This window comes from Photobacterium indicum (assembly GCF_003026215.1).
Taxonomy (GTDB): Bacteria; Pseudomonadota; Gammaproteobacteria; order Enterobacterales; family Vibrionaceae; genus Photobacterium; species Photobacterium indicum.
Map to the genome: position 1 here is coordinate 302,457 of NZ_PYOC01000001.1, position 19,733 is coordinate 322,189.

Here is a 19,733-nt window from a genome sequence, read left to right on the forward strand (position 1 = left end):
TGTGCTATTAATGCTTCATTAATGACGTTTGGATTGCGGGGGAGGGTTTATCCACCCCATCCTTTACTACCGGATGATGATTTGCTGCTGTTCCAGCTCGACTTCGCTGAAACCGTTGAGCCAAACCCACCACGAGAGATCGTACGGTTGACTGTTGCCTTGGGTTTCATCTGATCTTTCGATACTCGGACTTTGGTTTTTTTATAGCTACTACGGCCGTAATCATTACCATCTGCCGTCGTCCAGCGATCATAAAAAATACTTCCTGGGTATGATGAGCGGAACATTGGCTGTGAATAATAGCCACGGTTGTTGTTGTTAATCATTCGGCTGAACATGAAGCCTGCCATTGCTGGCATAAACCAATTATTCTGTTGCGACTGTACACAAGCATTGTTACCAAACTCTGCTGCACAGTCGTATTGGGTTTGATATTTTGGTGCTGTGCGCTCTGCTTCTGCTAGCGCATTCTGATAGGCAGCTTGGCACTCACTGGTGTAGCTAGGGTTGTCATCGACACAGTCGTTTAACCCTTGATAAATGGATGCTTCACTGCTGTTATCAGTACATCCAGATAACACACCTGCAAAAGCGACAGTAACTGGCGCAACAGAATATGTGCGCCAATTTTTTCGCATACTGGCTAGTACAACCTGATTACTTCGTTTCATTTTGGCTGCTCCTAGTAAGTCATACAAGCGGCATTCAGTAGACCAACAGATACAGAGGTTGCCGCCATAAGAATACCTGCCGGTATTTCGCCAGCTTCAATACGTTCAACAATTTTTGGCATAAAACCAAAGCGAACGATAACGAAAGCAATAAGCTGAGCAAGAAGCGCCACAATGCCCCAAACGGCAAAGTCGACTAAGTTTACCGAGTTACTTGCAGCCCCAGCAATGGCAATGCTGTAACCAATAATTGAACCCGCCAACGCGATTGCAGCCGCGATATTTTTATCTTCTTTAACCAGTTTCCATTCGTCGTGTGGCGTAATGCGAACATAGACAAATTTAAACAACATCAAGAAAGCCAATGACATTGAGAAATAGAGAAGAAAAGAGCCAAGGCCTGCCAGCGAATTTGCTAAAACATCCATGTGGATTCCTAAATAAGTAAGTTATTACAAACTAGCCAATGAGCTTAAAGTCTGTAGGGGATAGATTTATACCAGTGCTCGTGGCTAAGCAGCGTTCGGCACGGTTATGGATTATCTTTTCTTCACCTGATACTAAAACAGATTCAAAAATGTCATTGCCCACTTCACGTTCATAGATCATAACAAATTGATCGGTCTCGCTAATTGAACCATTTTCGAGCCAGGTTTTTTCTGTCATCGCGACGGGTTTACTGTTGTCCCATACTTTATCAAACGTATGGCCTTCGAGTTCCCACGTTGGCTGTACAATTTGGTTATGGAGCAAATGCTTCCATTCCGATTCCGTATCAATCGGTTTGGTATCGTAGAAGTAATACAGTTTCACTTCACTGACATCGGCTTCTGTTTCACCTTGGGTTAGCACTTGAATAAAGCCTTCGTCATCCGTGTAGTAGCGGATTAAACGCGTTTGCTCATCAAGCTGAACGACGCCAACGGCTTTGATAAGCTGAGTACGTGATGCACCCTCGATAACAAGATCCGGTTCAATAAGGCGAAGTTTAAGATCATCTAGTTCAAACGCTCCACCAAGCCTTAATCCTAAGATTTCAGGGCTTTTAGGTACGCTAACTTCAGGCGTTGTTTTCTTTTTAAACCAATTAAACATGTTGCTTCCTAAACGGTTTCAGAAGAATATCAAATAGAGATTTATTATTTCCAATTGAACTTGTTAATACGTTCATCAGAGATATAAAAAAGTTTAGCCTCTGGTGGTACTTCACGCTGTAGCGAAGGGTTTAGCTCTACGCCATCCCCCGTATCAATCGCAATGAGAGTCGCCTCGTGTTCTTGCTTAAAGAGCGTGAATAAAATATCGATAGTCGTAATGGCTGAACCACTTGGGTAAGTAACAGAGTATTGAGTCATGCCCTGATCCGTACTCAGCAATTCGTGGTGTAACTCGCTTGAACCAGGGTCAACCGCTGCTTTTGCTAACATCTCTACCGCGACAGAGGGAATGCATTCAGCATTCGGACAATGCTGCTTAAGCAACTGGCTTAAGGATTCGTCATTGAAATAGGCAAGTAGGTGTGCGGTAGGGTTTTTATTGGCACAGTATAAAGCTGCCGATAGCGTTACGTCGTCTTCGGGATTATCAATCACAATACAGCTTGCTTGTTCAATGCTTGCTCGTGCCATCCCTTCATTATCGGTAAAGCTCGCCACACGGACAAACTCCACTTCACCCGGTAATGGATTTTCTATTTCAGGGCGAACGCATAATACGATAGGGCGGTTGCCTCTTTCTTCATGTTGCAGCATTTTTATCAGATGCAAGGTGCGCTGTGCATTCCAGCCAAGCACTAAAATATGATTGTCCACTTTAAGACTCCGTCTTCCCAACAGGCCACTTTTCCAATAAGTAATGAAAAATCCTGCAATACGCCCAACACCGAGTGCAAATAACCCAAGTCCACCGGGAATAATGAATAAAGAAACGACCCACTTACCCATCACAGTGGTTGGTGACATGTCACCATAGCCAACTGTTGATGCTGTTACGAATAGATAATAAACAAAATCGGTAAGTGAGTGCGTAAGTGCACGCTCACCGGCCATCATAAGTAATAGCCAGCTTATTGCACTATAACCAAGCAAGGTAAGTAAAAGGTTTCGTCCATTCAACTGCCCTAAGTTTTTTACGGCCCAACGTTGAAAGAGAATCCATATCGACATTAATTACCTCCTTGTCGCTATCCTTCAATATTATAACGAAGGATAGTCTAATTACTTACCTAAAATACGCGCAAGTTCATCTTCTGCCGATGATTTTCCGCCAGCGGTGATACCCGCTTCAGCCAGTTTTTTATCAAGGCTACTACCAGATTGCTCTTCAGCCATTTCTGCTGCAGCTTCAAGCTGTGCTGATTTCTCTGTTTGGCGTTGTTTAATACGCTCTAGTGATTCAACAGCTGTATGCATTTTAGCATTGGCACCCACGTTAGTCGCTGATACTGCTGATTGTGCTTTTTGTACTGCTTCGTTCGCTTTCACAACATCAACCTGTTGTTCTAGCTGGCGTAGTTTGTCTTTTGCTTGTGCAATATTAGTGCGCATGCTTTGCTCTGATTTTACAAACTGATCAAGGTATGTTTGCTCAGCTTGCTGTTCGTTACGCAGTGCAGCCACTTTTTGTGCGCATTCAAGAGCCAGTTCTTGCTGACCTTTTTCCATTGCGCCACGTGCATGGCCTTCATATTCTGTAATGCCGTTGTTGAATGCTTCTACTTTCTGCTGTGACATTTTACGTTTTGCAACAATGCTAACAAGTGCTTCATCTGAACGACGAAGTTCCTGTTTTGCTTCACGGATTTCTTGATCAAGAATACGCAGTGCTTGACCATCAGCTACAGATTCAGCTGCGTCGTTTGCTCCGCCTTTAATTGCGGTAAATAATTTTTTCCAAACGCTCATTATACTGTCTCCACTAGGTGTTCTTGGTAAAGCTCGATAAATGCTTCTACATTTCGGAATAAAGTTGCTACTTCAATAACAACACTCTGTGCATTGGATTGAGAAGATAAAGAACCAAATGCAATGTAATAGCTGTGACCATCAATAGTATTAATACCAATGGTAGATAATGGGAACATCATGTGTGTACGTAATATTTCATCATTCAGCGCGTTTACGTCTTTAACTTGATCGTGAGGAAATAATAATACTTCAACAAGAATCTGCTCACCTGCAACGGCAAGGTACGCTTCGATGTTATCTTCATTACGTAGAACAAGTGTTTGCTCATTGGCTTCAACCTGCCAACCTTCATGCTCATTTAGAATTGGAAGAAGATCTAATAATTGCCACGCCATAGTCGATACCTTATATGTGAGTAGTAATACTTACTTTACGTCTTTTTGCCTGTACATAGGCATAATAACCAGTTGTTTTATTAGGTTCGTTAAATACGTAAATGTTCAATCTGATATTCAATATACCTGAAAGATGTAGAGCATATCCTACAGTATGAATTTATAGCGTTAAAAAATCAGAGTATTTTTGCAATTTTGATGATTTTTTGTGACCAAATGTGAAGTTTGAGTTGGATGGAAACATAATACGGTGCGTTATTCCGTTACTGATGGATGTATCATCAATTGTGTTGGTTTTTTGAATGATATTTCTTGGGTGAATGTATTTGATGAGCATAGCCGGAGAAGAACTGAGTGTGGACAGTATAACGAGAGTAAAAAAAGCTATGTCTGAGCAAACTGTTGTAGGTCGATCATACTTAATTTATGTGTGAGAAACTGCAATGATTTACCTCGATACCGGTGTACCTCTTGCCTTAAGACATGTATTAGGGGAATTATTTAGGCTGGCGTCGAATGCTAGAGCGTTATCAAACAGGAATAACCCCAGAAGATTGCTTATTAGAAGCTGCTGGACGCATGCCGCAACAGCTTATTCAGACATAGCCTTTTTAGTTCCCTAAAATTTTTATCCCGGGTTCAGGCTATTTTAAGTAATAACGAGGGTTTGCTTGCCCCCACATGGTATATAACTCAGGGAAAATCAATTTTGAGTAATCTTCCATTTCAGCCACACTAATCTGTGCGTTTTTTTGTTTGCCAAATAGTGTAACTTCTTGACCTTGCTTCACTCCTTTTATGTCTGTGATATCAACAATGGAGGTATTCATTGATGTGACACCGACGACTTTCGCACGTTGTCCATTGATAATGACGTCGGCCTGATTTCCCATTCTACGAGGGTAACCATCTGAGTAGCCAACGGGAAGGTTTGCAAGTACGCTATCTCGCTTGGTTATATACGTACTGTCATAGCCCACGGTCTGGTTGGCAGGGAGTTGGTGTATAGAAGCAATTCGAGTTTTGAAAGAAACAATCGATGGGTATTCTGGATTGGTCGGCAGATCGCCATACAATACACCGCCAGGACGTACCATATCTAATTGCGCTTCCGGTACATTTAGTGAAACATAAGAATTAGCCACGTGAAGAGTTAATTCGTCACGTTTTAAATCAGCTTGTTTGATGAGCCAAGATGAATCTGTTTGAAAGTTCTTTAATTTTGCTCGTACTTCATCAGCATTGTAGTTTGGAAAGTGCGTCATTATGCCGACAATGTTTAAGTTAGCTTGCGTTGCAATATCAAGAGCTTCTGCTTTTCCTTGCTCAGTGGACATGTCAATACCATTTCGACCCATTCCACCGTCATTTAATGCTAAATGGACGTTGATTTTTTGATTGCGCTCTACTCCTAACTCAGCAATGAATTTTGCTTGTTGGTGGCTACCAATCAACTCTTCGATGTTGAGATCTAAACTCTGTTTGATCTCTCCTAAACTTGCAGAGCGAACACGGAGCAACTGCCCTTTAAAGCCGCTTTCTCGTACTGCTCGAGCTTCTGCATTACTCGCAATCGCCACGCAAGGAATCTGTTGTTCAAGAATGGTTGGCATTAAGCCAAATATGCCATTCCCATAAGCATCGGCCTTCATCACAGCACAAATTTTAGTGTCAGCTTTAATGTGTGATTTGAACTGTTCTATATTGGATTTAAACTGACCCAAGCTTACTTCTAGCCAAGAATTTGATTGTTGAATTGATTGCTCACTTGGTAGGTTTTGATCAATGACTAGTGGCGCACTGTAAATAGAAAACGATGGAAAAGTAATCGCCAACGATAATAGCGTCATTTTAAAATTCATGGTGTCTCCATAAGGTAAATTAATGAGATTAATTGAGTTTGAAACGATTCATTGCTTCATGTAATGAGGAAGATAATTGACTAAGTTCATTGCACGCTAACGCCGTTTGTTTTGACCCTTCGGCGACTTCTTGAGAGGCAACATGGATTGTTTCTATATGGCGACTTAAATCTTCCGCCACAGAATCTTGTTGACTACAAGCACTTGCGATCTGTGTGCCCATATCAGAGATGTTGGATACGGAATGCTCAATCGAATTCATTAACTGAAGAGAACGGTGGCCTTGTTCTGAATAGGTTTCAATACATTCACAGGATTTCACTGTTGCTACTTTAGCGTGTTTGGCAAGTACTTGTAGTTTTTCAATAACCGCTGTTATTTCTCCAGTTGAGTCCTGAGTGCGCCCTGCAAGAGTACGAACTTCATCAGCCACAACAGCAAAACCTCGGCCAGATTCGCCAGCTCGTGCTGCTTCAATGGCTGCGTTTAATGCAAGAAGGTTGGTTTGATCGGCAATGCCACGGATCACATCAACGATAATGTTAATTTGGTGAGACTGCTCTTCTAACGCTGATACCGTATTGCCTGCATCATCAATAACTCCGGCGATTTCTTTAATAGAATCTACCATCGCTTTGTTGTCTTTCGCTCCATCTTTCGCTTGTTGATTAGCTTCACTAGCCTGACTTGCGGAGTGCTCTGTGTTGTAGGCAACATCGGCAACTGACGCTTTCATTTCTGTCATAGCTGCTGCGATTTGAGCAATTTGATGCTGTTGGCCGTGCATTCCTTTTGTGGATGTATCTGAAATGTGAGTCATTTCTTCTACTGCACTGCTTAGTTGTGTTACAGCCGAAATAATTTCATCGATCAATTGACGCAAGTTATTTTGCATTTGTGATGAGGCGTCTGCTAACGACCCAAGTTCATCATTCCCAATTGCTTCACGATCTAACTGGGTTGATAAGTCGCCTTTTGCAATCGCATTAGCTTGTTTTACAATTAGAGATAGTGGCCCACAAATTAATTTAGAAAGTAATAAGGTAATAACAATCATGAAAATAAAAATGGCTAGGTTGCTGTAAGTTGACATTTGAGACAAGCGACTAATCGAGTCAAGAATTTGTGCGCGGTTGCTATTCATTGCTTGTTTTAGGATGTCAGTTAAGACACTAACTTCAGCTTCGATGATTTTAAATGAAGGATAAGAGTCGGTCAGAAGAATTGAGCGAGCCACTTTCTTATTATTAAGTAACATAGCGCTGTTGAAATTATCTATATAATTAATGTAACGCTGCCAACCACTCATAAGACGTTTGTACGATTCTTCCTCTTCTCCAGGCCAAACGGTTTGCCCATAAGCACGGAGTTCTACTTCAATGTTTTTACGAATTTCTTTATTTTGATTGATCTTTTGGGCAATAGTTTCTTTGGATCCTTCCATGATGAATACCAAAAATTGGCTACGTCGTAAGTTCGCAATTTGATCATGTATACTGTCAACTTTTTCAGATGCAGGCAGGGTATCATCAGTATAATTTAGGAGATTACTGTTGATATTTGTTAGCTCATTATGTAAGAAAAAGGAAAAAAGAAGAATCATCATCGCAATGATTGAGAATGCACCCGCAATTTTTTTACCAATTGTTAAGTGTTTTAGGAACATGAATGTATTACCTATGATCTAATGTGTTTGTTGATGAAAAAACAATTTTTATTCATTTTATTTGACCATCAAAGGCCAGTGGAAATGTTATCGAGTGGTTGATAAATACAGCGATAATATTTGAAAAGGTAATGATGGATAAGAGTGGTATTAATGCGCTAGTGCTAACACTATATTAATCCCCAGCTCTGATTAACAGGGGAAGTGTTCAGCCTTGTTGCATATGAAAATTAGTACATTGTTACTTATTACAAAATTGAATTATTTTTATTTTATTCAAGTATTATGTTTATGTAAGGCTTTGTTGTTGGTTAGATTATCTAGTGCACATGATGTAGTAGTATCAAATGCATTGGGTGGTATATCATCGGCACTGTCACAGTATTGATTGAATTCGTCAAACCCTATGAATTTACTGCCTTTTTTAATGGTAATTTTATTGTCATGAACATTTGATTTTATTGGTTCACTGTATTCGTCTTTCATCAAAAAAACACCTTTTTGCATCAGTAATTATGGGAATATTTAGTCGTTATTTTTACGATACTACTCACTGCCTCATAATATATAATTGCCATCCAGTTTTTGTTTTCTATCAGAGAGCGGGACATTACGTTACCATCTTGTTGAACAAATAAATCCACTTCATCATCAAAATAAAAACTTTTAGAATAAAAGCTCGTTAATAATGAACATAGCCTTTCGTCTAAGAGAACAAAGGTAATTATCAATAGGTAAAATACCCAGTGATGATATCGATACTGATATAGTCGATAATTTAGACCGCAAGAAATTTATGAACAAATTCCATCGGAGTTTAAATATATACAATGCCTTTGAGATTTTTAAATTGTGATGTTTATCTGTCGATTTATATCCTTTTAACTTTGACGGCGGGAAGGTTACTTATTTTTAGTGTTAATATCAATAATTAGTATGATAAAACATATGCTTATGTATTTTAAAGTAGACATTCAAGCTTGGGCGTGTGAAAGTTTTTGTTTCTAATTGTATGATTTAAAAGTATTAATTTTTCATTAATAAAATCAATATAATTTATAGATAAACTGGTACGAACAGTGATTTTAATTTTAGTCGTCGCATAGAATTATGGTAAACGTTATAAATATGACGGGGTGCCATTTATTTGTCGCCTATTTTCAAGGCGTTTTATATCAATAAATCGTCTGATTTTCACCATAAGTCTACTCACATTTAATAATGGTTTATATTTATATTGTTCACCTAGTCGTGTGAACTTGGTTACCACCGAACCTTAGCTAGTTTAAGAGGGACTGTTACAACTAATTACATAAGGTTGTACTAGCCAGCGGTAGGGGAAGTTTTTACGTATAAATAACCTCAACGCTGAAGAGGTGGTTCATGACGGCGGATTTCTCGCATAAGAGTTTGAGGCTCTTATCTATATAGGAAAGGCGCTTTAATTAATAAAGCACCTTTAATTTATGCCCTCAATTTCTAGAGTTTAATCGACTAACTTTTCACCATAACTTTAGCAATCGATGAAGACGTTTTACCCTCGTTATCGGTTACTGTTAGCTTAAACGTCAGTGTGTTTTCTGCACTTGGTGTAAAGGTGTATGCATATTTGCTATCTGGATAGGCAATCTCAGTTTTTGGTCCACTAACCTGACTCCAATGGTAGCTGACTATTTTACCGTCAGGATCTGATGATTGAGTACCATCTAACGCGGTCCATTGACTGGTTCCACTTATCGCATCTTTAACAACGGCAATAGGCGCTTTGTTGCTATCTTCTACACCTTTTACTGTTATCGTCTGGATTGCTGAGTCAGAAGCTCCTGTTTGGTCGGTAATGGTCAGCTTAAATTTCAGCACAGAACTGTAATTAGGCGTGATCGCATAAGCAAAACGACTATCAGCATAATCGACACGGACTTTTGGCCCCGCAACTTGTTGCCACAAATAAGTTACTTGGCTTCCTTTCGGCACAACAGACTGAGTGCCATCCAACGCTACCCATTGATAAGCTTGCGCGGTGATATTTTCGACTACTCGTACCTGTGGCGCATCGCCCTCAACTTGTATTTGACCTTGATACGCTTTGGCATTGTGCTCGGTAACCGTTAGGCTCATATTTCCTTCAACAGGTACATCAAATTGCGCCACACCATTTTGATCGGTTGTTACAACATGGGCTTCACCAGATGCAGAAACCAACGCAACCCGAGCTTTCGCTAAGCGTCGCTCCCCCTCACGAACAACAACATCAAACTTGGCTTGTGAGCCTTTGGCTAACTGTGATGGATAAGTCACGGTTAATTCGTTTGGTCTTTCAGTTCTTAGCTCAAGTTCCGGATCACCAAACCAGCTAAAGAAACGCGCGGTTAAAATCGCGTGGCTATCTTCAGCGCCATAATGGCCAAACAAACGATCTTTGGCGCGGTTCAACGCCATTGCTGGACGCCAAGAGACAGGATAAACAGCACTAGACCACGCACCGTCATAGTCATCCCAAAGACTGTCTAAAATAGCGGCATGCATCAGATCGTTATAACCGGAGTAGCTTACTCTTACTGCGCCTGTAAACCCAACGGCACCACCATTGGCATTGCGCATCCAAGACTCAGCAAATGAATCTTTTCCGTCAAACCAACCTGTAGCGCAGTTCAAGCTAAATACAAACGGGGCCATATTGCCATTGGTTAACGCATTCACTTCTGTTGCGGTGTAATGCGGATCAGCCCAACCTGAACCATTGCCATAACCATGGTCACGGTGCATGACAAAGCCTACACCTTGGTTAATCGCATCAGCAATCTGAACTCGATCGCCATTACCTTGATCTTTCCACACTTGTGGTACTGAACTTGGAGGATTCACACGGGCACTGCCGTAGTTCCAGCCACCATATTTAAGCTCTTTGGTTAAGTCAGCATCCCATTGCAACGCAGTATGGACGCTATAACCTTTATTGAACCTGTCACCTAGACCAGAGAAAAAGTCGTAATCAGGACCTAAGAAATCGGCAGCGCGGTGCAAATCTTCCATAAACATGCGATCGGCAACCCGATTGGCGTCGCGATCTTGATACTGCCCGGCAAGAAGGACATGTTTGTAACGATCTGAATCCGTCGGATTTTGTTCGTAATTTAAGCTGCGGTTAACCATAGTGGTAATTTGAGCTTCAGTATCCCCCGGCAAACGTCCTATCACTACATCGGAGTATTTATCATCACCGTCAACAAGTGTGTACTCGTAATCGGTATGCCAGCGGTGATCTTTACCGTGGTAAGGGTGACCGACAATTTCATAACCTGGGATATCTTCATGATCACCTACCAAAAGTACATATGAGGTCATAGTACCGTTGCTATAGGCATCTTTAATATAAGCCTTTATTTGTGCTTGAGTGCTACCGACCTCTGTTATTGTCGCGACGTGCACTTGATAACCCTTCTTACGCTTCCACGCCGCAAGTGGTTCTACCGTTTGTTGAAATCGGTCTGCAGTAATGATCAAGTAATCAGCTTTTTGAGCAGGTGTCAGATCAGCCTTATTTCCTTGCGATGGTACGTTGTCCATTTTTTGCTTTGGTTCAATTTGTTCATCACGTAAGTCAATTACCGCTTTTTTTTTCGCATCAAATTCAAGCTTATCTTCACGCTTTGGCTCTGATGCATCAGACAAAATATAATTAACTTTAAAACGTACTTTCTGTGCGAAACGTACCGTTCCTTCTATTGAATTAAAATCTATGGGACGATATGAAATCACGGCGTAACTTTTACCACGAACGCGCACTGTTTCAACGACAGAAATCAGTGGCACCTCACTCTCTGTTAAAGCGTTATAGGCTGCATTATCTTTTACAAATGGCATATGCTGATCGGGACGGTTGCCATCTTCTTCAACTACGTCGGGAAATGGTAGCTGCACGGGATCAACCACCATATCGGTATAGGTTTTTGACCACTCGACACTTTCAACCACTAACTCCAGCTCTGCGCCATCTGGAATACGAACCAGTTGTCGATAGCCCGTTAAATTCGGCTTCCCCGGCTCGTTGGGAGCTGCGCCATCAGGCAACATGATTCGATTATAAATATTGCCATCGGCCATTTTGACCTTTGCCAAAGTTAGTTCGGTTAACTTCGCTTCAAACACGGCGCTGTGGCCTTGTTTCTCAAGCATTGAAATGTAGTTGCTCGTTGCTCCATTGTTTTTGCCCGAGCGAGTATCCACTGGTGGGGCGAATTGAATAACTTGCTTATCAAATACCGATGCATCGGTATGCTCTAGCGTATGAGTAGCAGCCAAAACCGAGGGTGAAAGGATCGCAAGGGTTAATAGAAGCCTAGCCTGATTTAACTTCATAATATCTCCATATTATTACAAAAAATTATTATTATTCTTAATTGGAATGTGTTGTGAAACTATTACCCTTATTAAGGGCGTGTTGATGGCCTTATTATTTTAATAAGAACTTATTGATAAAATCCTTATTTATGGTGTTCATATAAAACAATGAAAAACTAATTTATCTATCTACTAAAGCATCAATAAATAATAAAAAGACAGAACTCATCGCTCTTACTATTAATTTAGAGAAGGATAAAGCCGAATAAAATATAAGTGCCAATGGAAAGTAGAGTATAAGCAGAAATGTGTAAAGGTGAATGTGATGCATAACGACTGGTAATGTGTTTTTTTGTGTCATTCATTCAGGGAATGTTACTTTCAACAGTATTACGTTTGGGCGACAGCTGAACTGGAATGCCTATTTAATAGAAATAGATATGGGTCGTGCCTCAAACGGCTTTGGTTATTTTCATTATAATTCTGTTTTAACCTTTGTAGCCCCTGTTGGAATAGTAATTCTATACTCCTAATCGTCTAGGTTCAGTTATTGACGATCATTAATTTGCGTTGATTTGTATGATGAATGATGCAGATCAATAAAATATTCACTCCCTTCGCATAGTATGCACGCAGTTTCGGAATGAGATGAGGTCTGGTGGCCTTCTCGGTCTTCAAAACCGATGTGAGCTGAATAGGCTCTGGCAGGTTCAATTCCTGCCTCTTCCGCCATTTCAAGCGCTTAAAATGGCTCCTTCAGTACAAACTATGTTTGAAATAAAAGCATAGTCATTGTTATGTCTGGATCAGTTCAAGGAATGCGCCAATGGCTGTCAACACTGCAATTAATTATCGTCTCCCTCAAGTCGAACAACTTCTGCAACATCCTTCTCTACAGACATACATTTTGGCCTTGAGCCGACCCGTTGTGACTGAAATTCTTCGCTCTCAGTTTGCTCTTATTCGCCAGTCTGAGCGATTTCAAGTACAAGGTGTTGAAGGCGTTGATGTGCTCGCAGTGGTGATAAAATCCTGTGAGGTTCAGCAGGGTAAGCGCCAAGTGAGAGTGATTAATGCCACCGGCATTGCAGTACATACCAACTTAGGTCGATCGCCAATTGCAACGGAACTCTGGGATAGCGCACGTGATGTGAATACTGGCTACAGTAATCTCGAGCTAGAACTTGCTACGGGTAAACGTGGTGGCCGTAATGGTTTGTTACCCTCGTTAGTGAATGCATGGCTGGGTGCTGAAGATTGTGTCATCGTTAACAATAACGCGGCGTCTCTTTATTTGATTTTGCATGCACTGGCCGCAGGCAAAGAAGTGATTGTCTCTCGTGGTGAGCAAATACAGATTGGTGGTGGTTTTCGTATTCCCGATATTCTGGCGTTGTCTGGTTGTAAACTGGTTGAGGTGGGCACCACCAATATCACCACCAGCGATGATTATATCAATGCGCTCACCGATAATACCGCGATGGTATTAATGGTGCACCAGTCGAACTTTTCGATTCAAGGATTTACCGAGTCACCGGATATTCAGGATGTGGCCAAGCGCTTGCCTGAGCATGTTCAGTTGGTGGTTGATCAAGGGTCGGGCTTGTCATCAGAACAATACGCCAATAGCGAAACGTCACTTTCCCGATATTTGCATATGGGGGCTGATCTGGTGTGCTTCTCTGGTGATAAGATCCTCGGTGGTCCACAAGCTGGAATAATTGCCGGGCGTCAGGATTTAACCCAAGTGCTGTTGAAAAATCCGATGATGCGGGCATTCCGAGCTGGGCGTATTGTTTTGGCGTTGCTGGAAGAGTTGCTGGTCAAAAAGCTCAATCAAGAACCTTCAGGTGAAGGCGTTGCACAACATACCCTTCTTCGTTGCCGACATACCCGTACTTTGGCTGATCGCTTGACAGTAAAATGGTCACCGTATGCCGAGGTCGTTTCGATGGAAATGCAGGTAGGCGGGGGATCTATTCCATCCGAAACCTATGCTTGTTTCGGTCTTGCCTTGTCGCTTCCGGGTAAGGCACAGCAACATCTTGATGCCCTTCGGGTGATGCCGACGCCGATTATTGCTTATTTGCATGCTGATAGGCTGATGTTGAATTTGGCGACGCTGCTTGATGATGATCTTCCTCGCTTTGAAGCGCAAATAGAACACTACCTGCAACGTTTTCTGTCAATAGGTTGAGTACACGATGATACATGCAAAGAATGTGGTGCCTGCCTATCAGGCTGTCATTGGGTTAGCAGGCCATGTTGATCATGGAAAGACTGCGTTGATTGAAGCGCTGACAGGCATTGTTACTGCCCGGCCTCATGAACAAGCGTTGGGGATGACCCAAGATTTGGGTTTCGCTCATTTTCAAGATGATCATGGCAATACGATTGGTGTTATCGATGTTCCGGGGCACGAGCGATATTTGCGTAATATGGTTGCTGGGGTATGGCATCTCAATGCGTTAATTCTGGTGGTAGCGGCCGATGAAGGCTGGATGCCGATGACGACCTCCCATGTTCAGGTTGCCCACGCAATGGGAATTGAAGAGATCATCTTGTGCATAAACAAGCGAGACAAGGTTTCGCCTGAGCGGTTGAGTGAGGTAGAAGAACAAGCGCTGGAAAATGTCATGGAGATGACGGATCTGGTGCCGGAATTGATTTCAGTATCGGCGTTGCAGCAAGATAATATATCTGCGTTACGGCAGGTAGTGATCGAGACTGTTGCACGAACATGCAAGCTAGCAGAGTCTAGCGAACCAGAATCTGAATCGTCTGCCGATATGAATCTACCGTTACTATATGTTGACCGGACCTTTGTTGTTAATGGGATCGGCACGGTTGTGACCGGTACCTTGGCACAAGGCTGCTTGCGTAATGGCGATAAGGTGCGCTGTTATCCTCAAGGAAAAGTAGGGACTGTCCGCTCGATTCAGGCTTATCACCAACAGTTGGATTCGGTATCGGGAACCTGCCGGGTTGCAGTCAATGTCAAAGGTCTGACTCGTAAGGACGTCGGGCGTGGTCATCTTCTAACCGGCTGCGAGTCGGTGATCCCATTGACCGAACACTGCGTGGTGCGTATCAGTCAAACCAAGACGAAGTTACCCGTTAGGCGTCAACGTGAGGTCGAGGTGGCCATCGGCACTTGGCATGGTGTTGCCAAGCTTTGTTATATCCCCGATACGCAATTGGCACGGCTAGTTTTTAAGCAGCCGTTACCCCTTCAGTTTGCCCGACGTGTTGCGATTATTCTTCAAGGGGGGAGCCGCCTACTGCATGGCGGCGAGATAGTATGGTGTGATTTTATTCCATCTGGACGCAAACGACGGATCTATGATGAATTAGGCCAGTTGCCTGCGGTTTTGACTCCGGCGCTCAAATTCCAAATCCTGCTTAATCTTCAGGGGTATTTTGATACCAGTAAGGTCGGTATGAGCAAGGAATATCAAGGCCGTTATCTTGCTCCATTCATGTTTCAGCCGGAATGGTTGGCAGATATTGAGCATACTCTGCTTACCATGCTAGCCGAAGAAGGCGCTATGGGGATCGGCGAAATTGGCAGCCGACTACGGTTGGATGATGCGGTGCTATCGGTGATTGTGCAGGCGATAAAGCAACAAGATAAAGTGCACTTGAGCCAAGGTAAGTGGTGTCTCGGGCAGGGTGACAATGAGGATGATCTACCTGCAGAAGTGTTAGCACTGCTAGAGCAAATTCGAGAATTAGGTAAGGCAGGTCTAGAGCTGAGTAAGGTGTCGTTGGCAGGCGGGAAAAAATGGCTGCGTCAGCTGGCACACTACAAGTACATTACTGCGCTGGATGAATCGATTTACTATGATATGGCCCTGTACCAAGGTATCGTTCAAGCGGTGATTGCGGATCATCAAGCACTGGAGCGTATCACGATGAGTGATATTAAAACGCGTGCCGGACTAAGCCGAAAATACGCGATTCCACTCGCCAATCGAATGGAAAAAGATGGTTGGGTGAGGCGTGACGGCGACGAGCGGATTATTCTTCGCGCTTGGCAATCTGTACCTGCATAAGCGGAAGTAAGACCGATAAAAAATATCGGTAAAATGATTGAGAAAAGGTCAGGAAGAGAATGTTGAGAAAGGCGGTAGGCACATCGGTGTCTGCCGCCTTTTTTGTTGCGTGGAATATTATGCTCAACAGAGAATTAGTTGGAGAGCCGCTGTAATTCGACACTATTGTCGACATCGACTGTCGATGACAGTTGGTTGTTAAAATGAAGCCAATTATATAAATGGACTCTCTGGTTAAATTATTGATTATTAATGATTAATTGGTTATTTTTATAGGTGGCATAGTACTTGCTATTTAAAGGCTTTAGCAATTGACTAGGAATGTCATGAAAAGCTTTGTAATTGCAGATCCTATGAAGTGTATTGGTTGTGGCACCTGTATGGCAGCGTGCTCAACGGTACATAAAAAAGAAGGTCTGCAAAGCCATCCCCGACTGACGGTGATCAAGCATGAAGATGCAACAGCACCTGTGATGTGTCGTCATTGTGAAGATGCCCCCTGCGCTAAGGTGTGTCCTGTTCAGGCTATCACCAAAGAAGGCGATCGGGTTTTACTGAACGAAACCCTGTGTATCGGCTGTACGCTGTGTGCCGTGGCCTGCCCGTTTGGTGCGATTGCCTTTGATGGTAGCCGTCCTGTGGCGATGGCAAATAGTTACGATACGTTTATCCCTTCTACTCCTCGATCCAGTAACCCATCTACCTCGGTGCCCAGTACGTTCGGTCAAGACATTCTGGCTTGGGAACCAGGGGTGAAAAGCATTGCCGTGAAATGTGATTTGTGTGGTTTTCGTGACGATGGCCCAGCCTGTGTGGAGGTCTGCCCGACTCAAGCGTTGGTCGTCGTTGATGAAACGAGTATGACCAAAGCACGTCGAGTAAAACGCCAGTGTGCTGCAGAAAGTTCTGCATTAGTTACATGTGGAGTAGTAACACCATGAATCCATTAGTTTTAGTTCTATTCGCCTTAATTTGCTATGGCATTGCCGCGTTAGTTTCGTTGGTGGGGCGCAAGCAGGAACAAGAAAGTTTGCGTATTGCTGGGGTGATCAGTGCCTTTGGCGGGGTATTTGGTGTACTTGCTGGTTTAACCACCATTGTTTGTGGTGATGACCTAGCCAGTGAGGTTGGTCGTATTGTCAATATGGACATGTTGTCTGCCTTGATGGTGCTGGTGATATCCGTTGTGACCATGGCAGCTTCTGTCTATTCCATCAATTACCTCAAAGAGTATTTAGGTAAAGGTGGCTGGAAAATTAATATTCTGTTTAATGTTTTTGCTGCCGCGATGACAGCCTTAGTAGTGTCAGCCAATGTAATGATTTTTATCGTGTTCATGGAGATCATTTCACTGGCTTCTTGGCTGATTGTTATCAGTGACGGTAGCGTGGCAAGCAAGAAAGCGGGCTTACAATATTTTATTGCTGACCATGTCGCCAGCGTATTGATTATGGCGGCGTTTTTGATTTTATCGTTGCATGCTAATAGCTATAACTTCAGTGCGTTTACCCATAACCCTGTTACTGGCACCACCGCATCACTGGTGTTTTTATTAGCTTTAGCCGGTTTTGGTATTAAAGCGGCTGGTATTGGTTTTCATGGTTGGCTGGCAAAAGCATACCCGATTGCCCCTTCGTATTGTTCAACTTTGATCTCTTGCGTCATGGTGAAAATTGGTATTTACGGCATTCTAAAAGTTGGTGTGTTATTTCTGGGGGCAACCCAGTTATGGTGGGGCTTTCTGGTACTAATTTTTGGTGCTTTATCGTCTGTTCTTGGGGTTATGTATGCCCTCGCAGAGCATGATATTAAGCGTTTATTGGCTTATCACACGATTGAGAATATCGGCATCATTTTAATTGGTGTTGGGGTGAGCATGATTGGTATTGCCTCTCATCATCCGACGTTGGCATTGCTGGGTTTACTGGGCGCTTTGTACCATCTACTGAACCATGCTGTATTTAAAGGCTTATTGTGTCTTGGTTCCGGTTCTATTGTCTATCGGATGCACACTAAAGATATGGATAAGATGGGTGGTTTGGGTAAAACCATGCCAAAAACCGCTATTACATTCTTAATTGGCACCTTGGCAATTTGTGCGCTGCCTCCACTTAACGGATTTGTCTCTGAATGGTTTATTTACCAGTCGTTATTTAGCCTCGGAAAAACCGGTAGTGTAGTGAATATGCTGGCAGGGCCTTTTGGTATGGTGATGCTGGCATTAACCGGTGCATTGGCTTGTATGTGTTTCGTCAAGGTGTACGGTATCTGTTTTGCCGGTGCGCCTAAAACGGATCAAGCCGCGAAAACCCGTGAAGTGGGGCCAGCCATGATCACCGCGACATCGGTTCTGGCTGTTTTGTGTGTTGTGTTGGGAATTGGTTCGCCATGGATTGCGCCTTATTTCTCTGCGATAGCCTCTTCAATCTTGCATATCGCGCCAGTCTCTATCGCCAATGGTATGGCGGTTTATCCTGTCGTTGCCGATCAGGCGATTCTGTCTACCCCCGTTATTGCCATAGCATTGGCCTTGCTGACCTTGGTGCCTGCAACCTTGCTATATGCCTTCCGCCAACGCCGCTTGGCCAGTCGTCAGCAAGGCGACCCTTGGGCCTGTGGTTATCAATACGAACACCGCATGACCGTTTCTGCAGAAGGTGTCACGCGTCCGATGCGCCATATGTTCGGCTTTATTTATAACAACCGTCCTCAGCATTCGTTGATTGAACGCTACGTTTTACCGCGTCTTTGCCTTGCCACTGATGGCAACCAAAGCGCAGAAGATAATGGCCTTGATAGCCGTAAGGTGTATCTCTTGTGTAGCACTGTCGCGTTATTTGTCGTGTTGTTCTTTCCCTTCATGTCAGGAGTGAGTTGATCATGTCTCCACTTGAAATGCCAACTTCCGGCTGGATTGTGTTAGCCGTCGTACAAGCAATGCTCATGTTAGTGCTCGCGCCATTAGCGACTGGATTTTCTCGGGTCATTCGCGCCAAAATTCATTCACGCAAAGGGCCCGGAGTTTTGCAGGATTACCGTGATATTGCCAAGTTACTCCGTCGACAGTCTGTGGCTCCCTCCAATGCCGGATTTATATTCTGGATCATGCCGTGGGTGTTAATTGTCACCATGCTGCTGATTGGCATGGCACTGCCAACCATGACTCAGGTATCTCCGTTTCCTATTTCAGGCGACATTATTACCGATATCTATTTATTGGCAATTTTCCGTTTCTTCTTCGCGCTAGCGGGTATTGATTCCAACAGCATGTTTGGTGGATTGGGCAGCAGCCGGGAGCTCACCCTCGGTATTTTGGTTGAACCTATTTTGATCCTGTCAATTGTAGTCGTGGCGCTGGCTGTCGGTACAACTGACTTGGGGTATATCAGTCATGCGATGGCAACGACGCCATGGCACCAACCGCTAACGATGACGTTGGCTGGCGCTGTCTGTGCGTTTGCGCTGTTTATAGAAATGGGCAAATTGCCGTTTGATAGTGCAGAAGCTGAGCAGGAGCTGCAAGAAGGACCAGTGACTGAATATTCAGGTGCCAGTCTGGCGATGGTAAAGCTGGGCCTTGGTCTTAAACAGCTTGTGGTTGCTCAGCTATTTCTAGCTATTTTTATTCCTTGGGGAAAAGCAGCCAGCTTGAGTACTGAAGGGCTGTTTGCTGCCTTCGTCATTTTGTTCATTAAATTGCTGGTGGTGTTCTTGATTGCCGGTATTGCCGAAAACACCATGGCGCGTTTTCGCTTTATGAAAATTCATCGTGCAATTTTTCCTGCTTTTCTAGTGGCCGTATTGGCGCTGGTATTTTTAATTTTTGGTTGGTAAGTA

General features: G+C 43.2%; 15 protein-coding genes, 1 tRNA gene and 1 pseudogene. 7 read left to right on the plus strand and 10 right to left on the minus strand.

Features of this window, described 5'->3' with window-relative positions:
- Nucleotides 1-47: 47 nt before the first annotated feature.
- Genes C9J47_RS01255 through C9J47_RS01280 form a run of 6 tightly spaced genes read right to left on the minus strand, consistent with a single transcriptional unit; the run spans nt 48 to nt 3,972 of the window.
- Nucleotides 48-671 carry a DUF1190 family protein gene (locus C9J47_RS01255; protein ID WP_006228730.1) on the minus strand — a complete coding sequence of 208 codons (624 nt, stop codon included), beginning with the start codon at nt 669-671 and terminating at the stop codon, nt 48-50.
- 11 nt (nt 672-682) lie between these two features.
- Nucleotides 683-1,099, minus strand: a complete 417-nt coding sequence (locus C9J47_RS01260; RefSeq protein ID WP_006228731.1) for a DUF350 domain-containing protein — start codon at nt 1,097-1,099, stop codon at nt 683-685.
- Between the two features lie 31 nt (nt 1,100-1,130).
- The gene (locus tag C9J47_RS01265; protein WP_107251883.1) at nt 1,131-1,766 is read right to left on the minus strand and encodes a YjfK family protein; all 636 of its coding nucleotides are present in this window, start codon (nt 1,764-1,766) and stop codon (nt 1,131-1,133) included.
- 44 nt (nt 1,767-1,810) lie between these two features.
- Nucleotides 1,811-2,836, minus strand: a complete 1,026-nt coding sequence (locus tag C9J47_RS01270; protein ID WP_107251884.1) for an ion channel — start codon at nt 2,834-2,836, stop codon at nt 1,811-1,813.
- Nucleotides 2,837-2,887: 51 nt separating this feature from the next.
- Nucleotides 2,888-3,574 (minus strand): PspA/IM30 family protein, encoded by a 687-nt coding sequence (locus C9J47_RS01275; RefSeq protein ID WP_006228734.1) that lies wholly within the window; start codon nt 3,572-3,574, stop codon nt 2,888-2,890.
- Complete coding sequence (locus C9J47_RS01280) at nt 3,574-3,972, minus strand: DUF2170 family protein (protein WP_107251885.1); 399 nt, start codon at nt 3,970-3,972, stop codon at nt 3,574-3,576. Before C9J47_RS01280 ends, C9J47_RS01275 begins: the two co-directional genes overlap by 1 nt.
- Before the next feature lie 495 nt (nt 3,973-4,467).
- On the opposite strand from C9J47_RS01280, the pseudogene C9J47_RS01285 reads away from it, so the two are divergent.
- Nucleotides 4,468-4,578: pseudogene (locus C9J47_RS01285) on the plus strand (IS1595-like element ISCza1 family transposase); the annotation flags it as partial.
- A 38-nt stretch (nt 4,579-4,616) separates the two neighbouring features.
- Here C9J47_RS01285 and alr read toward each other — a convergent pair.
- The 4 genes from alr to C9J47_RS01305 all read right to left on the minus strand — a co-directional run bounded on the left by alr (nt 4,617) and on the right by C9J47_RS01305 (nt 11,859).
- A complete protein-coding gene (gene alr, locus C9J47_RS01290; RefSeq protein ID WP_107251886.1) occupies nt 4,617-5,834 on the minus strand; it encodes an alanine racemase in 1,218 nt (405 codons plus the stop codon).
- Nucleotides 5,835-5,862: 28 nt separating this feature from the next.
- Nucleotides 5,863-7,500, minus strand: a complete 1,638-nt coding sequence (locus C9J47_RS01295; protein WP_107251887.1) for a methyl-accepting chemotaxis protein — start codon at nt 7,498-7,500, stop codon at nt 5,863-5,865.
- A 276-nt stretch (nt 7,501-7,776) separates the two neighbouring features.
- Nucleotides 7,777-7,986, minus strand: a complete 210-nt coding sequence (locus tag C9J47_RS01300) for a hypothetical protein (protein WP_107251888.1) — start codon at nt 7,984-7,986, stop codon at nt 7,777-7,779.
- A 1,008-nt stretch (nt 7,987-8,994) separates the two neighbouring features.
- Entirely contained in the window at nt 8,995-11,859 is a 2,865-nt protein-coding gene (locus C9J47_RS01305) for a C25 family cysteine peptidase (protein ID WP_170107408.1), read from the minus strand.
- A 622-nt stretch (nt 11,860-12,481) separates the two neighbouring features.
- Between C9J47_RS01305 and C9J47_RS26965 the strand changes: the two genes are divergently transcribed.
- The 6 genes from C9J47_RS26965 to C9J47_RS01335 all read left to right on the plus strand — a co-directional run bounded on the left by C9J47_RS26965 (nt 12,482) and on the right by C9J47_RS01335 (nt 19,730).
- Nucleotides 12,482-12,573, plus strand: a tRNA-Sec gene (locus C9J47_RS26965).
- A gap of 94 nt (nt 12,574-12,667) precedes the next feature.
- Entirely contained in the window at nt 12,668-14,038 is a 1,371-nt protein-coding gene (gene selA, locus C9J47_RS01315) for an L-seryl-tRNA(Sec) selenium transferase (RefSeq protein WP_107251890.1), read from the plus strand.
- Nucleotides 14,039-14,045: 7 nt separating this feature from the next.
- The gene (locus C9J47_RS01320) at nt 14,046-15,896 is read left to right on the plus strand and encodes a SelB domain-containing protein (RefSeq protein WP_107251891.1); all 1,851 of its coding nucleotides are present in this window, start codon (nt 14,046-14,048) and stop codon (nt 15,894-15,896) included.
- 326 nt (nt 15,897-16,222) lie between these two features.
- Nucleotides 16,223-16,837 carry a 4Fe-4S dicluster domain-containing protein gene (locus C9J47_RS01325; protein ID WP_107251892.1) on the plus strand — a complete coding sequence of 205 codons (615 nt, stop codon included), beginning with the start codon at nt 16,223-16,225 and terminating at the stop codon, nt 16,835-16,837.
- Nucleotides 16,834-18,774 (plus strand): proton-conducting transporter transmembrane domain-containing protein, encoded by a 1,941-nt coding sequence (locus tag C9J47_RS01330; RefSeq protein WP_107251893.1) that lies wholly within the window; start codon nt 16,834-16,836, stop codon nt 18,772-18,774. The genes C9J47_RS01325 and C9J47_RS01330 overlap by 4 nt, the downstream gene beginning before the upstream one ends.
- 2 nt (nt 18,775-18,776) lie before the next feature.
- A complete protein-coding gene (locus C9J47_RS01335; protein WP_107251894.1) occupies nt 18,777-19,730 on the plus strand; it encodes a respiratory chain complex I subunit 1 family protein in 954 nt (317 codons plus the stop codon).
- The last annotated feature ends 3 nt before the right edge of the window (nt 19,731-19,733 follow it).

What these genes read in the sequence shown, in the direction of transcription:
- C9J47_RS01270 (WP_107251884.1), bottom strand. Translation starts at nt 2,836, where the DNA reads ATGTCGATATGGATTCTCTTTCAACGTTGGGCCGTAAAAAACTTAGGG.
- C9J47_RS01320 (WP_107251891.1), top strand. Translation starts at nt 14,046, where the DNA reads ATGATACATGCAAAGAATGTGGTGCCTGCCTATCAGGCTGTCATTGGG.
- C9J47_RS01280 (WP_107251885.1), bottom strand. Translation starts at nt 3,972, where the DNA reads ATGGCGTGGCAATTATTAGATCTTCTTCCAATTCTAAATGAGCATGAA.
- C9J47_RS01255 (WP_006228730.1), bottom strand. Translation starts at nt 671, where the DNA reads ATGAAACGAAGTAATCAGGTTGTACTAGCCAGTATGCGAAAAAATTGG.
- C9J47_RS01330 (WP_107251893.1), top strand. Translation starts at nt 16,834, where the DNA reads ATGAATCCATTAGTTTTAGTTCTATTCGCCTTAATTTGCTATGGCATT.
- C9J47_RS01275 (WP_006228734.1), bottom strand. Translation starts at nt 3,574, where the DNA reads ATGAGCGTTTGGAAAAAATTATTTACCGCAATTAAAGGCGGAGCAAAC.
- C9J47_RS01265 (WP_107251883.1), bottom strand. Translation starts at nt 1,766, where the DNA reads ATGTTTAATTGGTTTAAAAAGAAAACAACGCCTGAAGTTAGCGTACCT.
- alr (WP_107251886.1), bottom strand. Translation starts at nt 5,834, where the DNA reads ATGAATTTTAAAATGACGCTATTATCGTTGGCGATTACTTTTCCATCG.
- C9J47_RS01300 (WP_107251888.1), bottom strand. Translation starts at nt 7,986, where the DNA reads ATGAAAGACGAATACAGTGAACCAATAAAATCAAATGTTCATGACAAT.
- C9J47_RS01325 (WP_107251892.1), top strand. Translation starts at nt 16,223, where the DNA reads ATGAAAAGCTTTGTAATTGCAGATCCTATGAAGTGTATTGGTTGTGGC.
- C9J47_RS01335 (WP_107251894.1), top strand. Translation starts at nt 18,777, where the DNA reads ATGTCTCCACTTGAAATGCCAACTTCCGGCTGGATTGTGTTAGCCGTC.
- selA (WP_107251890.1), top strand. Translation starts at nt 12,668, where the DNA reads ATGGCTGTCAACACTGCAATTAATTATCGTCTCCCTCAAGTCGAACAA.
- C9J47_RS01305 (WP_170107408.1), bottom strand. Translation starts at nt 11,859, where the DNA reads ATGAAGTTAAATCAGGCTAGGCTTCTATTAACCCTTGCGATCCTTTCA.
- C9J47_RS01295 (WP_107251887.1), bottom strand. Translation starts at nt 7,500, where the DNA reads ATGTTCCTAAAACACTTAACAATTGGTAAAAAAATTGCGGGTGCATTC.
- C9J47_RS01260 (WP_006228731.1), bottom strand. Translation starts at nt 1,099, where the DNA reads ATGGATGTTTTAGCAAATTCGCTGGCAGGCCTTGGCTCTTTTCTTCTC.